The organism is Guyparkeria hydrothermalis (genome assembly GCF_023555375.1).
GTDB lineage: Bacteria > Pseudomonadota > Gammaproteobacteria > Halothiobacillales > Halothiobacillaceae > Guyparkeria > Guyparkeria hydrothermalis.
This window is the reverse complement of record NZ_JAJSEE010000004.1, coordinates 1-14,439: the sequence shown is the minus strand read 5'-3', so window position 1 is coordinate 14,439 and position 14,439 is coordinate 1. Positions and strand designations below refer to the sequence as shown.

At 67.4% G+C, this 14,439-nt stretch carries 15 protein-coding genes and 1 tRNA gene; 5 read left to right on the top strand and 11 right to left on the bottom strand.

Annotated elements, in window-relative coordinates; genetic code table 11:
• Nucleotides 1-3 precede the first annotated feature (3 nt).
• The 10 genes from LV475_RS06395 to LV475_RS06350 all read right to left on the bottom strand — a co-directional run bounded on the left by LV475_RS06395 (nt 4) and on the right by LV475_RS06350 (nt 8,599).
• Nucleotides 4-2,400, bottom strand: a complete 2,397-nt coding sequence (locus LV475_RS06395; RefSeq protein WP_250105964.1) for an MMPL family transporter — start codon at nt 2,398-2,400, stop codon at nt 4-6.
• Nucleotides 2,397-3,035, bottom strand: a complete 639-nt coding sequence (locus LV475_RS06390) for an outer membrane lipoprotein carrier protein LolA (RefSeq protein WP_250105963.1) — start codon at nt 3,033-3,035, stop codon at nt 2,397-2,399. Before LV475_RS06390 ends, LV475_RS06395 begins: the two co-directional genes overlap by 4 nt.
• Nucleotides 3,032-3,997, bottom strand: coding sequence for a lysophospholipid acyltransferase family protein (locus LV475_RS06385; protein ID WP_250105962.1), 966 nt, complete (start codon nt 3,995-3,997; stop codon nt 3,032-3,034). The genes LV475_RS06390 and LV475_RS06385 overlap by 4 nt, the downstream gene beginning before the upstream one ends.
• Nucleotides 3,994-4,380, bottom strand: a complete 387-nt coding sequence (locus tag LV475_RS06380) for an ApeI family dehydratase (RefSeq protein WP_250105961.1) — start codon at nt 4,378-4,380, stop codon at nt 3,994-3,996. The genes LV475_RS06385 and LV475_RS06380 overlap by 4 nt, the downstream gene beginning before the upstream one ends.
• Nucleotides 4,380-5,831: an AMP-binding protein gene (locus tag LV475_RS06375; RefSeq protein WP_136866941.1), complete on the bottom strand. Its 1,452-nt coding sequence runs from the start codon at nt 5,829-5,831 to the stop codon at nt 4,380-4,382. The genes LV475_RS06380 and LV475_RS06375 overlap by 1 nt, the downstream gene beginning before the upstream one ends.
• Nucleotides 5,828-6,538, bottom strand: a complete 711-nt coding sequence (locus LV475_RS06370; RefSeq protein ID WP_136866940.1) for a COG4648 family protein — start codon at nt 6,536-6,538, stop codon at nt 5,828-5,830. Before LV475_RS06370 ends, LV475_RS06375 begins: the two co-directional genes overlap by 4 nt.
• Nucleotides 6,505-6,786 (bottom strand): phosphopantetheine-binding protein, encoded by a 282-nt coding sequence (locus LV475_RS06365; protein WP_197039260.1) that lies wholly within the window; start codon nt 6,784-6,786, stop codon nt 6,505-6,507. The genes LV475_RS06370 and LV475_RS06365 overlap by 34 nt, the downstream gene beginning before the upstream one ends.
• A gap of 83 nt (nt 6,787-6,869) precedes the next feature.
• Complete coding sequence (locus LV475_RS06360; protein ID WP_136866938.1) at nt 6,870-8,135, bottom strand: beta-ketoacyl-[acyl-carrier-protein] synthase family protein; 1,266 nt, start codon at nt 8,133-8,135, stop codon at nt 6,870-6,872.
• A complete protein-coding gene (locus LV475_RS06355; protein ID WP_136866937.1) occupies nt 8,128-8,364 on the bottom strand; it encodes an acyl carrier protein in 237 nt (78 codons plus the stop codon). The genes LV475_RS06360 and LV475_RS06355 overlap by 8 nt, the downstream gene beginning before the upstream one ends.
• Before the next feature lie 144 nt (nt 8,365-8,508).
• Nucleotides 8,509-8,599 (bottom strand) — tRNA-Ser (locus tag LV475_RS06350).
• A gap of 230 nt (nt 8,600-8,829) precedes the next feature.
• On the opposite strand from LV475_RS06350, the gene pal reads away from it, so the two are divergent.
• Complete coding sequence (pal, locus tag LV475_RS06345; RefSeq protein WP_156573825.1) at nt 8,830-9,354, top strand: peptidoglycan-associated lipoprotein Pal; 525 nt, start codon at nt 8,830-8,832, stop codon at nt 9,352-9,354.
• 93 nt (nt 9,355-9,447) lie between these two features.
• On the opposite strand, the gene nadB is transcribed toward pal, so the two are convergent.
• The gene (gene nadB / locus LV475_RS06340; RefSeq protein ID WP_136866936.1) at nt 9,448-11,118 is read right to left on the bottom strand and encodes an L-aspartate oxidase; all 1,671 of its coding nucleotides are present in this window, start codon (nt 11,116-11,118) and stop codon (nt 9,448-9,450) included.
• A 270-nt stretch (nt 11,119-11,388) separates the two neighbouring features.
• Between nadB and rpoE the strand changes: the two genes are divergently transcribed.
• The 4 genes from rpoE to LV475_RS06320 are packed head-to-tail and all read left to right on the top strand — an operon-like array spanning nt 11,389 to nt 14,307.
• Complete coding sequence (gene rpoE / locus LV475_RS06335) at nt 11,389-11,979, top strand: RNA polymerase sigma factor RpoE (RefSeq protein ID WP_136866935.1); 591 nt, start codon at nt 11,389-11,391, stop codon at nt 11,977-11,979.
• Nucleotides 11,980-11,997: 18 nt separating this feature from the next.
• Complete coding sequence (locus LV475_RS06330; RefSeq protein ID WP_136866934.1) at nt 11,998-12,678, top strand: hypothetical protein; 681 nt, start codon at nt 11,998-12,000, stop codon at nt 12,676-12,678.
• A 49-nt stretch (nt 12,679-12,727) separates the two neighbouring features.
• Nucleotides 12,728-13,813, top strand: coding sequence for a MucB/RseB C-terminal domain-containing protein (locus tag LV475_RS06325; RefSeq protein WP_250105960.1), 1,086 nt, complete (start codon nt 12,728-12,730; stop codon nt 13,811-13,813).
• The gene (locus LV475_RS06320; protein WP_136866932.1) at nt 13,813-14,307 is read left to right on the top strand and encodes a SoxR reducing system RseC family protein; all 495 of its coding nucleotides are present in this window, start codon (nt 13,813-13,815) and stop codon (nt 14,305-14,307) included. Before LV475_RS06325 ends, LV475_RS06320 begins: the two co-directional genes overlap by 1 nt.
• Nucleotides 14,308-14,439 lie beyond the last annotated feature (132 nt).

The following is a 14,439-nucleotide window of genomic DNA, read 5'->3' as shown; positions in this document are numbered from 1 at the left end:
GGCTCAGGAATCCGGGGTCGTTGCGTTCGGGGTGTCGGCAAAGATCGCGGCGAGCAGCCAGGCGGCAAGCGCCCCCGGCGCCACGGTCGCACCGATCGCCTGCAGCACGGGGACGTGCGAGAACGCCAGCACGCCGAAGGCGCAGACGGTGGTCGCGGTCGCCAGGGTCAGGGAGGCCAGTGTGCGGGCATCGCGTTGCGCATCAATGCCCGTGTCGTCGTTGGGCCGGGGCTGGAAGAACAGCGCGTAATTCGAACCGATGGCCGCGACCAGCAGCAGCCCGACCAGGTGCAGCAGGGTCAGTTGTCCGCCGAGCAGAGCGTGACCGGCAAGCACCAACACGATCGCCAGCGTGATCGGCAGCAGGGTGCGCAACGTGTGTCGAGGATTGGCCTGGACCCACAGCAACAGCAGGACGATCGCGGCCGCGCCCAGTAGAGAGACCAGCAGGGTGGTGTGGAGGTAGCGGCCGTAGAGCCGGTTGGATTCGGCGAGCATGTCGATCAGCACGGCGGACTCGACCGGGGACAGCGCCTCGCGCAGCGCGCCGGTCTCGAGTGGTGTGCTGCTGTCCGCCGTGCGCAAGGTAATCATGGCCACCGACGGGTCGGTCCCGCTGGCCTCCGGCAATTGACCGGAGGCGGCCAGCCACAAGGGGGTGCCTTCGAGCGCCGTCAGGTCGATCAGGTCCGTCTCGCGTTGGCGCACCACGTCATCCACGAATCCCCCGAGGCGGTCGGTCGATACCGGCAGGTCGGCCAGCGCGGTATCCAGTCGACGCTCGAGTTCCTCGCGGGTGGGCAGGGCCCCCTGCCGGGCCTGCTGGGTGGCCTGCGAGGGGAGGATCGAGGTGGGCGAACGATACCCGGCCAGACGGCCCGCCTCGATTTCCTTGTCGAGGATCGCGGTGACGCGCTCGGCGGCGCGCAAGGCCGCCTCCCGATCCTCACCCCGGACCACCACGAGGTGGCGCGGGCTCGGCGAGCCCAGCTCGTCGCGCAGGCGGGCATCGGTCGCCTCCAGGCGCGGATCGATCGGGGCGAGCCCGGAGAGCGTGTCGCGCCAGAGCCCATCGTGCTGCCAGACGAGCACGATCACGGCGAGCCCACCCAGCAGGGCGGCCGGGACCCGTAGGCGGCGCAGGGAAGCGACGGGGCGGGCGAGCCGTCGTCCCAGGCCAGCGATGTCCGCCCGGGGCAGTTTCGGCCCCAGGATCGGCAGCACGAACCGCGTGACCAGTGCGGCGGTCAGCAGGCCGGTCATCGCGTAGAGCCCGATCTGCATCAAGCCCGGGAATCCCGAGAAGAGCAGGGCGGCGAACCCGATCAGCGAGGTGAGCAGGCCGAGGCGCACGGTGGGCCAGTAGGTCGTCAGCCAGTCGCGGCTGGTCGAGCCCGGCTGCGTCGTGTCCCGCTCCCCCTGCCGCGACTGGACGAAATAGTAGATGCTGTAGTCGATTGCCTCGCCCATCAGGGCGGTGCCAAACCCGATGGTGATGCCGTGGACCTCGTCGAATCCCAGGCCGACCACGGCGATCCCCACGGCCACCCCGCTGCCCACGGGCAGCAAGCCGGCGAGCAAGACGGGCACCGAGCGATAGGCGAGCAGCAGGACCAGGGTGACCAGCACGACGCTGATGGTCGTGAACAGGGTCACCTCGGCCTTGATGCGGTCGCGTGCCTCGATCGCGAACATGGGCGAGCCGGCAATCACCAGGCGCAGGGATGGGGCGATGTCATCGCGCATCGAGTGGAATGCCGCCTCGATACGATTCACGGCCCGGGCGAGCCCGTCGGTATCCGACCCGGAGGCGCTGGCCTGCGCGACCAGCAGCATGGTCGACCGTTCGGCGCCCGTCCACACCCCGCAGCAGCGGTCTGGTCCGCTGCCGGTCGATTGCCCGTCGATCAGCGCCAGCATTTCCCCCGTGGGATCGCGCGGAAACAGCTCCCGCGTGACATCGCCGAGGGGGGAATTCAGATCGGCGATCGACTGGCCGATGGCCTGTCGCAACCCGTCGACCGAGAAGCGTTCGTCGGTCACGTTGGGGCTGAGCAGGTAGCGATGCTCGAACAGGACGTGCCGCGCTCGCTCGCGGTCGCCCGCATCGCCGTTCTGCACGCTCGTGAAGGCCGGGTCGTTGGCGAGCGCCGCGTGCAACCGACGGCTCGCCTCGGCCCGGTGCTCGACCGTGCCGCCCTCGATGCCGATCAGGAAGGTGCGCGAGATGCCGCCCTGTTGGAGCTGGTCGACCAGCAGCCGTTGCTCCGGACTGGGGGAGGCGGGCAGGAAGGCGGACATGTCCGCGGTAAAGCGCGTCTGTGTGATCGAATAGACCGCCAGCAACAGCACCGAAAGCCACAGGCCGATGACGAGCGTGGGTCTGAGGAAGCGCGTCACGGCGAGGTGGGCTCCCGATCGGGCGCATCCCCCGCCGGGACGCCCAGGCGCATCACGCTGCGGTCACCGTTGGCGAATTCCAGCGTCATTCGCTCGACCTCGGCCCGCTGGTCCCGGAACTGGCCGATCACCTCGATTCGGCGAATGCGGTCGGCCAGTTCCTCGGTCAACGGCAGCAGGTTCAACTGCCAGCCATCCCCGGCGCGTTCGCGCAGCACCAGTTCGTAGTCGTCGCGCAATGCCTCGACCTGACCGTTGAGGATGCCGCGCAGGCTGGCCGCGAGGGCCGCCCCTTGCGGCGAGTCGTCAAGCGAAACGACCCGCTCGCGCCCGGCCGCCGAATAGGTCATTTCCTCGCCATCGAGGATGAGCGTGCGTGGTTCCGGGGCGAGTTGCTCCTGGACCAGGCGGTCGGGCGGCTCGAAGGCCAGTCGGCCGCTGGATTCCAGCGGCTCGTCGAGGATGCCGAGATAGCGCGTCTGCTCGTAGGTGGTGCTGTCCGCACCCCGGGCGGCAAGGGCCGCGGCGAGCGTCTCCAGCTCGATTGCCAGCGTCGGCAAGGGCAGGCACAGCAGGCCGGGAAGCAGCAGGGCCGGGGCAAGCAGCCGCCGCGCGATCGACGGGATCGGGGTCATGGTCGCTCCTGCGATGGGGGCGTGGTGGCGGTTTCTCGCTCATCCCGCGGTTGTTCCTGCCCAGGCTCGGCGCCCCAGAAATCGTAGAAGTTGAACCAGTTGCCCGGGTAGGCCCGGACCAGGGTTTCCAGGCGGTCGACGTAGCGGTCCATGGCCTCATCGACCGCGCGGGAACGATTGCGTCGCGGGAGATCGCGGAAATCGGCCAGTGGCTCGAAGTGGATCCGGTAGCGGTTGCCGCCCAGGTAGATGCCGGCCATGAGCAACAGTCGCTGGCGGAGGATCGCGGCCATGCGGAAGGGGCCGACCGCAAAGCGGGCCGGTTGACCGAGGAACGGACGGGTTCCCATCGGGTCACCCTCGAGACTGCGATCGGCGAGCATGCCGACCAGGTGTCCCTGTTCCAGGCGGGTGCCGGCCTCGAGCATGGAGTCGATGCGGCCCAACGGGATGATGTCCTGACTCCGCTCGGGGTTGAGCGCCTCGAGTACCTGCTGGATCTTCCGGGCGTTTTCCGGGTACATCATCATGCTGATCGGCAGGTCGCGTTCGAACCGTCCCATGGCCCGCAGGACGTCGAAGCTGCCAAAGTGCGCCCCGACCAGAATGGCGGGGTCGGGCGGATCGAAGCACTCGGCCCCGACCACCTCGACCTCGAACGCCTCGAAGCGATCACTCAGGAAGAACAGCCGGTCGTGGATGGTGCTGGCGAAATCGTGGAAATGCCGGTAGACCTCGCCCCATCGGGCCGGTCGGCCATGCACCCGGCCGAGGAAATCGCGACTGGCCCGGCGTGCGGCCGGTACGAACAGCAGGAAATACAGGCTGATCGGCGCGAGCAACAGCCGGCTCACCCGCCTGCCGGCTTTCAGCGAGACAAACGCCATCAGGCGGAGCAAGGCCGGATGGCCACGCTCCCGACGTGTCCACCAATGGGCCGCCGCGGTGTGCTCCCGACTCACGAGGTCACCTCCGGATCGTTGCCTTGCCGTGCTTCCAGCAACAGGTCGAGCACTACGTGGCGCTCCCCAGACGCGGGCGTGGCGACGACCTGCAGCCGGGTCCGGCCGCGGCGTGCGGGTTGTGTTTGGAGATGCAGCGGGATGCCCGGGCGCGCGGGGGCGGGAAAACGGGCCTGGCGCACGGCCATGGTGGCGGCCGGCACGCCGTCCGCGCCGTCAGTCGGACCGGCCGCCATGTTCGTGAGGCGATCGATGTACGCCGACATGGCCCAGTCGATCAGCATGGCGCCGGGCAACAGCGGGTTGTCCGGGAAGTGCCCGCGGAACACGGGCATCTCCGGCGACGGCGTCCACTCGGCCAGCGGTTGCGGTGAGTCGATCATCAACTCGCGTCCCGACGGGAAAACTCGGCGGCGTTACCGTCGGTCAGGATGGCCTCCAGGGCATCGCGCGTGATCTTGCCGGTGGCGTTGACCGGCATCTGTTCGACCAGCACGAGCGGGCGAGGGAGAAAGACCGGGTCGAGGTGTTCCCGCAACGCCTGACGGATTACCCCCGAGGTCAGACCGGGGGCGCGCACGATCGCGGCGAGCCGTTCGGGTCGCCGGCCGTCGCAGTCGGTTGCTTGCGGTCGGAAGAAGAGGCCGTCCTCCACCCCCTCGATGGCGCGCAGCGTGGTATTGAGGTGCTCGATCGAGCTGCGCTTGCCGGCGATGTTGACCTGGTTGGCCAGCCGGCCGGCCAGGCGAAAGCGCCCGGCATCCACCGGCTCGATGCAGTCGGCCAGCGGGACGGGGCGTTCGATGTGACCACCGGAGGCGATCACCTCGCCGCCCGGACGTCGCTCGAGACGGATGCCGTCCATCAGCCGCCAATGGGGCTGGCGGGTCGGACGGCGAACGGCGACCTGGCCGGTCTCGGTCGACCCGTAGATCTCCTTGAGCGCGCAACCGAGCGCCTGTTCCGCCTGCTCGGCCAGCGCGGCATCCAGCGGGGCGGTGGCACACAGGACCTGCTCGCAGCTGGTTCGGTCGCCATCCGAGGCCAGCAGGTGGTGCAGGTGATAGGGGGTGGTGACCAGCATGCGCGGCGAGGGCAGCTTGCCCAGGGCGGTGGCGATGTCGTCGGGGAAGAACGGCTGGTCGACGCTCAGGGTCGCCCCGCCGCAGAGCGCGGCCAGGATCAGTGACTCGAAGCCGTACATGTGCTGCGACGGGACGGTCCCGAGCAGGTGCAGTCCGTGGACCGCGTCGCTGTCCGAGTGGCTGTCGTCCGCGTCGTCGACAGCAAGGGCGCGGGCGGCCGCGCCGGCGTTCTCGACCAGTCGACCCCAGTGCTTGTCGTGGCCTTTGGGCTTGCCGGTCGTCCCCGACGTGAACACGCGGGCGATCCGTTGGTCGCCGGGGATCCGCGGCATCGCCTCGGCCGGCATGCGTGCCGGGCGCAGCGGCGGGATGGTCAGCTGCTGCCCCTCGAGACCGAACGATGAGTCCAGTGGTTCGTCGCCGTCGTGCAGGATCACCGTGCCGGGGTGGTCGACCAGCAGGTCCTCGATGGCTCCGCGACTGCGCGTGGAGGGCATGAGGCTGACCTGCGCGCCGAGGATGCCGGCGACCAGGCCGACGAGAAACCGGTCGCGGCGCGCGGCGAGGTTGATCAGGTGCTCGACCGGGCCGGGCAGCGCCTGCAGTGCCGCCTGGAGGTCCCGGGCGCTTGCCAGCACGTCGGCAACCGTCCAGCGTTGGTCGCCGTCGATCAGCAACACGCGCGTCGGGTCGCCGTCCGGGACCAACGGGATGTCACGGGTTGGGGCGTGAGGGCGGCGATCGGTCATGGACGGGCCCGTTGTTCCGCGGCCTGACGCAGGTGGCGCCGGTAGGCAATCACCGCGCTCCAGGGGCTGGACAGGTCCTCGCGGGGCAGCACGCGCAGCCGAACGAGATACTCCAGCACGAACATCAGGGTGACCAGCGGGAAGGTGGCGTAGATCGCGTAGTCGGCCCAGACCGCCGGCCCGGCGATGATCATCAGTCCGGCGGAAACCACACCGTTGGCGATGAAAAACAGCCCCCAGGCCCAAGTGATCTGCCGCGTGTAGCGGTTCAGGGCCGGCGACATGTGGGCGTGCACCTGGGCGGCAAAGCGCGTGCAGGCCGCCACGTGGCCCGGGCGCAGGCTGGCGAGAAAGAACCAGGCCAACGCGGCGTGGACGGCCAGGTGCTGCACCAGGTAGAGCAGGTAGATGTGTTGTTTCAGGAGCGCCGCGACGCCCAGGACCAGGAGCGTGATGATGCCGAGTTGCGTGAGGGCAACGAAAGGGGCGGCCAGCGGTGACCGGCGCGAGGCGAGCACGACGAGGAGGATGACGCCCAGCGGGGCGATGACGAGCGTCGCCTGGGCAAGGGACACCTGGTCCTGCCCGGCGAACAGCTGCGCGAACACCAGGTTGAATACCAGCATCGCGCCGATCAGCCAGCCACGCAGGCGGGCGGCGGCCGACGGGCCGGTTACTTGCTGCGATTCTCGGCGATGAAGCGGCATAGATTGCGCAGTGAGGCGAAGATCTGCTCGTTGCGCTCGTCGTCGGAGCGCAGGTTCAGGCCGTAGCGTCTCGAGACCACCAGGGCGATTTCCAGCACGTCGATGGAATCGAGCCCCAGCCCGTCACCGAACAACGGCTCGTCCGGATCGATTTCCTCGGGCGTCTCGTCGAGGTTCAGGGCCTCGACCAGCTCGGCGGCCACTTCCGGGATCAGCGCGTCGACGGCGTTGTCGTGATTGTCTGTCATCGAGTCTTGGGTCATCGAGTCTGGGCTCATCGGGCTATCGGTCATCGTTCGAGTCGGTTGATCGGTCATAAGATCCGCGGGGCTCAGTCCTCGGCGCGGGTGAAGGCGAGCACGGCGTTACTCCCACCGAACGCAAACGAGTTCGACAGCGCCGCGCGGATCTCCGGGGCGGAACGGGCCGCGTCGCGCACCAGGTCGACCCCGTCGCAGGCGGGATCGAGTTGGTCGAGGTGCGCGGTGGGCGGCAGTTTACCCTGTTGTAGCGTCAGGACGGTCAGTGCCGCCTCGATCGCGCCGGTCGCGCCCATCGCGTGCCCATGCACCGCCTTGGTGGCGCTGACGGGCAGGCGCTTCGCGCGCTGGTCGCCGAACGATTCGCGAATGGCGCGCACTTCGATCGCGTCGCCCTCGGTCGTGGCGGTGCCGTGGGCGTTGATGTAGCCGATCGCGTCGGGATCGAGCCCGGCATCGTCCAGGGCGGCATGGATGGCGCGGACCTGGCCGCGGTGATCGGGGCGCACCACGTGGTTGGCATCGTTGGAGGCGCCGTAACCGGCCAGTTCCGCGAGGATCGTCGCGCCACGCCGCTCGGCGTGTTCCCTGGATTCGAGCACGAAGGCGGCCGCTCCTTCGGCGAGCACCAGCCCGCGGCGATCCGGGTGAAACGGGCGGCAGGCCCGGTGGGCGGATTCGTCGTCTCCCGGGGCAAGCATGTGCATCGCATCCCAGGCCCGCAATACACCGATGCCGAGTGGCAGGTCCGAGCCACCGGCAACCATCAGGTCCATCTCGCCGTCACGGATGCGCTGGTAGGCCTCGCCGATGGCGATGGCCGCCGACGCGCAGGCCACGCTATGGGTCACGGATACGCCCCCGAGCCGGAAGCGGATGCCGATCTGTGAGGCGGCGGCGTTGTTCATGCCCATGACCACCGACATCGGCGAGAGCCGTTTGCGGCCTTCCTTCCAGAAGGCGCGATAGCCGTTCTCGAAGGTGTTGATGCCGCCCAGGGCGGTACCCCAGTGGACGCCGGCGCGCGGATCGGGTGACTCGTCTGGCGACGGTAGCTGCGCGTGTTGCCAGGCCTCGTCGGCGGCCAAAATGGCCAGGCGCGCGAAGGGGTCGGTGCTGCGGCAGGTGGCCTTGCCGAGGCGTGCCTCGAAATCGATCGGGTCGAAGAAGACGGCCGGGGTGCAACCGCCGATCGTCTCGTCGCCGTAGGGGTACAGGCGCACGCTGGACTGGCCGGCGAGGGCGCGCTCGAAGACCGCCTCGGTGGTCCCGCCGAGAGGATCGAGAATGGATAGACCGGTGACGACGACCCGTTGCTGGCCGGTGGGGTCAGCCATTGGTCGGCAGGTGAGGCTCGAGGATGTCGATCAGGTCCTGGATCGTTTCGGGGGTGCCGACGTCGTTGCCGAGTTCGATTTCCATCTGTTCCTCGAGCGAGAAGATCAGCTCGAGTAGGGTGAAGGAATCGACGCCGAGCTCGTCGAGCCGGCTTTCGGGGGTGATGGTGGCCGGATCGACGTCCGTGTTCTCGGCGATGCCGGTGCGGATGATTTCCAGTGCCTGCATGCAATCCTTCCTGAATAAATGCCTCACGCCGTTGCCGCCTGATTCGACCCATTCCCTGGCCCGAGATTCCCGACGGTGACGGCGTCGACTTGGCTCGAAAACAAAAAAGACACCCGGAGGTGTCTCGTTCGTCCGATAATCTGGTGGCGGAGGGTCAGGGATTCGAACCCTGGAAGGGCTATTAACCCTTGCCGGTTTTCAAGACCGGTGCATTCAACCGCTCTGCCAACCCTCCGAAGCCCGCGCATCTTCCGCGATCCGGCCGGATGGTGTCAAGTCGGCCATCCGCTGTTGTGAATATGCAACAGAACGTGTGGTGTGTTCGCAAAAATGCAGCCGGCGGTCGGGAACCGGCCCCGGTGGCGCCGGTCACAGCGCAGCAACCCGGCACGGTTGAACGGCCGGGTGCTGTGATATCGTTTTTTCCGTTTCGTGATGATGATTCCAATTCAAGGAGATCGAATTATGCGTTGGTCCTATCTTGCTTCCGTCGGCGCGCTGGCCGTGGTCCTGTCCGCGTGTAGCTCCACCCCGGGCCCGGGCGCCGAAGACGGTGCCGGCAGCGGTGATGCCGCTTCGGCCGATGGCGCACAAAGCACCGGCATGAGCGGTGCGGGCGGCATGAGCGAATCCGAGCTGTACCAGGGTCAGCCGGTCGAGCGCGAGCGCATCGTCTACTTCGGTTTCGACGAGTACTCGGTAGCCGGCCAGTACCAGGGCATGCTGCAAGCCAATGCCGACTTCCTCAAGGAAAACGGCAACCGTGAAGTGGTCATCGAAGGCCACACCGACGAGCGCGGCAGCCGCGAGTACAACATCGCGCTGGGCGAGAAGCGCGCCAACGCCGTACGCGACGTGCTGCTTTCCTACGGTGTTTCCTCGAGCCAGATCGATACCGTGAGCTACGGCGAAGAGAGCCCGGCCGTCGACGGCACCGGCGAATCCGCCTGGGCCAAGAACCGTCGCGCGGTAATCGAGTACGGTCAGTAAGCCCTTGGAGTAACGCCCTTAAGGATGGCGAGTCGGTTCCGTCCGGCTCGAAACAAGAAAGCCAGGCATATGCCTGGCTTTCTTTCGTTCGGCTCAGCCCTGCAGCGGGGTGCCGCGGTGTCCGTCGCGTACGCTCGGGTAGGGGCGCGCCGGCGGCGGGATCAGCACGGTGTTGAAATGCTCGGCGCGGGGATTGGTCTGCGGGAAATCCTTGCTGTAGTGCAGGCCGCGGCTCTCGTGGCGCGTGAGCGCCGAGCGGACGATCAGATCGGCCACCTCCACCAGGTTGCGCAGCTCGATCAGGTTGTTGCTGACCCGGAAATGCGCGTAGTAGTCGTGGATCTCGCGACGCAGGAGATTGATCCGATCGCGGGCGCGGTACAGGCGCTTGGTGGTGCGCACGATGCCGACGTAGCTCCACATGCTGCGGCGCAGCTCGTCCCAGTTGTGCGTGACCACCACGGCCTCGTCCGGGTCGGTGACCTGGCTTTCGTCCCAGGCGGGGATGGGCGGGTGGGCGCGCTGCCCGGACTCGGGATCGCTCGCGATCCGTTCGGCCGCGGCCTGGGCGAAAACGAGGCACTCGAGCAGGGAGTTGCTGGCGAGCCGGTTCGCGCCGTGCAGGCCCGTATGAGCGGTTTCGCCGATCGCGTAGAGGTTGTCGATGTCAGTCTGGCCGTGTTCGTCGACCATGACGCCGCCGCAGGTGTAGTGGGCAGCAGGCACCACGGGCAGGGGCTCGCGGGTCATGTCGTAGCCGAACTCGAGGCAGCGGGCGTGGATCATCGGGAAGTGGGTCTCGATGAAGTCCCGACCCTTGAAACTGATGTCGAGGTAGACGCAGTCGATGCCCAGGCGCTTGATCTCGGCGTCGATGGCACGGGCGACGATGTCACGGGGCGCAAGCTCGGCATCCGGGTGGTGGTCGGGCATGAATCGGCTGCCATCCGGGCGCAGCAGCACACCGCCTTCGCCGCGCACCGCCTCGCTGATCAGGAATGACTTGGCGCGCGGCTCGTACAGGCAGGTGGGGTGGAACTGGATGAATTCCATGTTCGACACGCGGCAGCCGGCCCGCCAGCCCATGGCGATGCCGTCGCCGGTGGCGCCGTCGGGATTGGTGGTGAACAGGTAGGCCTTGGCCGCGCCGCCCGTGGCCAGGGCCGTGTGGCGTGCCCTGACGGTGATCACGCGGTCGTTGTCGATGTCCAGCACGTAGGCGCCGAGGCAGGCATCCCGGGTCTCGCCCAGCCGGCGCGCGGTGATCAGGTCGACCGCGTTGTGATGCTCGAGCACGGTGACGTTTTGCCTGGCGCGCACCGCGTCGACCAGCGTCTCCATCAGCGAGCGCCCGGTGTGATCGGCGGCGTGCGCGACCCGGCGCTGACTGTGGCCGCCTTCCCGTGTCAGGTGCAGGCGTTCCGGGTCGTTCCGGTCATGGGTGAACGGCATGTCGAGCGATTCGAGCCACTCGATCTGTTCGGGGCCGGCCTGGACCACGCGTTCGACCACCTCGCGCTCGGGCAGCCCGGCGCCGGCCTTGATCGTGTCCTCGACGTGCTGCTCAATGTCCGTGTCGCCACCGAGGGCCGCGGCGATACCGCCCTGGGCCCAGGGGGTGCTGCCGCCAACCAGTTCGCCCTTGCTGATCACCAGCACGCTCAGGTGGCTCGGCAGGCGCAGGGCCATGGCGAGGCCAGCGGCGCCCGAACCGATGATCAGGACGTCGCTGTGCAGGGTGGTGTGGTCGCTCAGTTCGCTCATGTGGCTTTCGGATTCCTCCTTTCGCCGCCCCGGACAGATGCGGGTGGCGGCATATGCCTGTCACGCGGGTTTTCGATACAATGTCGTTCGGCGAGTATACGTGCTCGAGCCCTTCGGGAAGGGCGGCGCGGGACAAGCATGGCGTAAACGGCCATCTTGAACGGGGCCATCTTGCCCCGGTTTCGATCGACGACGGGGTCGGTCTCGCCGGCAACCCGACATTCGACTTCCCTCCATTTGATTTGCACGCAGGCAGGACCGGATACGGAAATGAGCGCCGAGGAGAACGACAAGGCCCTGGTGGCCCGCGCCCGCAAGGGTGACCGGCGAGCCTTCGATCTCCTGGTCCTGAAATACCAACACCGCGTGCAGCGCCTGATCGCGCGTTACATTCGAGATCCCGAGCAAGTCTTTGATCTTGCTCAGGAAACCTTTATCAAGGCCTACCGGGCGCTCGAACGGTTCCGCGGCGACAGCGCCTTCTACACCTGGATCTACCGCATCGCGGTCAACACGGCGAAGAACCAGCTTGCCTCGGACGCGCGCGGCGGCTACATGGTGTCGTTGAACTCCGGCGGCTCCGATGAGTCAGACGAACCAATGATCGAGCCCGAGGCGCTGCGCGACGGTGGAACACCGGATGCGCTGGCGGCGACCGAGGAACTCAAGGCAGCCATTGACCAGGCGATCTCCGATCTGCCCGAGGATCTGCGCACGGCCTTGACGTTGCGGGAGATGGAAGGGCTGAGTTACGACGAGATCGCGTCGGTAATGGACTGCCCGATCGGAACGGTACGGTCGAGGATTTTCCGCGCCCGTGAAGCAATCGAGCAATCGATCGAGTCGCTCAAGGGCGGTTAAATGGTAGGTGGCAACGGTATGAAGCAACGGCACGCAAACGAATCGACGACCCTCCGGGACACCGTTTCCCAATGGTGGGACGACGAATGGCGGGCGGACGATTCGGAGCTCGACACGCTCCTGTCCGACGTGGAAGGCGTTCGATCGCGCACCCGCAGTTACGAACTGATCGGTAGCCGTCTGCGTGGCGAGTCCTTGGAAACACGCGACCTGCTCGACTCGATCAACGCCCGCCTCGACGAGATCCCCGAGAACGAGCGACCCGGCGGCGGCAAGGTGGTCTCTCTGGACTCGGCGCGGTCGTGGCGTCACCGTCGTATCTGGCAGGGCGCGATCGCCGCCTCCCTGTTCGCCGCGGTCACGGCGGTCGGGCTGACCCTCTCGACCGGCGATCGCGCCGGCATCGAGCCGATGCAGGCCGAGGGGCCGACCGAAAACGATCGAGCCGTCATGGCGTCGCTCAACGCGCAGGAACTGCCGAAGGATGTCTCGCCGGCCGCGGTCGCGAGCAACCCACAGCAGAGTCGCGTCGTCCAGGCCTCGACGGCGCCGGCCAATGCCTCCAAACTGCCTGACTGGGCGACGGGGCGAAGCAACTCCGGCCCGGATCCGTACGTGGTGACGCATTACCGCATGGCGTCGCCCGAGTTCGGTACCACCGGCCCCGAGGCGCGTGCAGCGACCTTTGATCAAAAGTAAGCGAGGCGTGATGCGAGCATTGCGGTTGCCTTTCCCACAGCGTTTTTCGATGGCCACCTTCGTTTTGGCGGGGGTGGCCTTCTGTTGTTCTCCGGCTCGGGCCGAGCCGCTGCTCAAGGCGCTGCCGGCCGAGCCCGAGGCGCCCACTAGCCTGGAAACCCCAGAGGCGTCCGGGGGGCAGGCCGGTACGGAGACCCTGCGCGACCGCGTGCGGGCCATGGTCGATGCGATGGCCAGCCGCACCTACGGGGGGCGGTTCATTCACATTCGGGGCGACCAGATCGACCTGATGCGCGTGGTGCACCGGCAGGTCGACGGGGAACGCGTCGAGTTGCTGGTTTCCGAGAACGGCGAGGTGCGCGAGATTCGTCGGCTCGGTGACCGTTGCGCCTGCCTGTGGCCGGAGCGTCGCCAGGTCATGCTCGGCGACTACCCGAACATCAACAGTCGACTCTCCGGTGAGCGTTTCGAGGCCATCGACGACCTCGAGGACGATTATCGCCTGATCGATCTGGGCGGCAGCCGGGTGGCCGGCGTGAACTGCAACCTGATGGCCGTGGTGCCACGCGATGACTATCGCTACGGCTACAAGCTCTGCATCGGCGAGCAGGAGCCGCTGCTGCTGCGCATGAGCATCTACGACGAGGGCGGTCGGCCCATCGAGCACAACCAGTTCACCCAGGTCGAGCCGCTCGATTCGGTGGAACTGACCTTCCAGGATGAACTGCTGGCCGGGCTTGAGTCCGACTTCGAGCAGATCGAGCTGGGCGGCGAACCGGTCGAGCAGGCGCCGATCCGCCAAAACGGCTGGGTGGTCGATCCGCTGCCCGCCGGCTTCGAGATCCGCTCGCGCAGCTGGCGACGAAACCCGGTGACCGGGCAGTACTTTGAGCACATGGTGATCACCGACGGTCTGGCCACCGCGTCGGTGTTTGTCGAAAAGCGCGACGGGGATGCCGCGCGCCAGGTGACACGTACCGATCAGGGCATGACCATGGCCGCACGCAGCGTCGACAACGTGCGCATCACCGCCATCGGCGACGTGCCCTCGGCAACCGTCGAGGCCCTGGTCGAAAACACGGTGCGCGCGTCCCTCCCCGGTGACGAGGCAGGCGAGGGCCCCTCGGGCGAGTGATGGAAAACCATCCCGCCGCGATCGATCAGCCGATGCTCGAATCCGCTCGTGTGGTGGCCGTGGAGCCCGGTGGTGTCTGGTTGGAGTCCGAGGGGCAGAGTGGCTGCGCCAATTGTCGTGATGGTCGCGGTTGTGGTGTCAGCGTCTTCCAGCGGTTGTTTCGCCTGCCGCGTCACCAGCTCTACCTGCCCACCGAGGAGACGCTCGCGGTCGGTGATCACGTGGTGATCGCGCTCTCCCAGCGCGCCGTGCTGATCGCCTCCCTGTGGCTGTACCTCGCGCCGTTGCTCGGCCTGTTGCTCGGTGCACTGCTGGCCGAGGCGGCATTCGGTCGCGAATGGCTGACGGCACTGGGTGCGGTCGGCGGGCTGGCCAGCAGTCTGTGGCTTGTCCGAGCCCGCCAGCAACGACAGGCCCGTTCGGGTGCCTTCTTTCCCGTCCTCCACGAGATCACCTTCCGCCAGGCCCCATCCTCGGCGGATCAGCGCCCCTAGTGGATCGGCTTTAGCCGTTTGATCTAACAGATTGATTTTTATCCGTAACGATTCGAAGTAAGCTAGGGGAAACTCTGCACGAATCGATGACGTCTCTGCGGGACCTCCAAGGGCCCAGATGCAAGGCGCAGT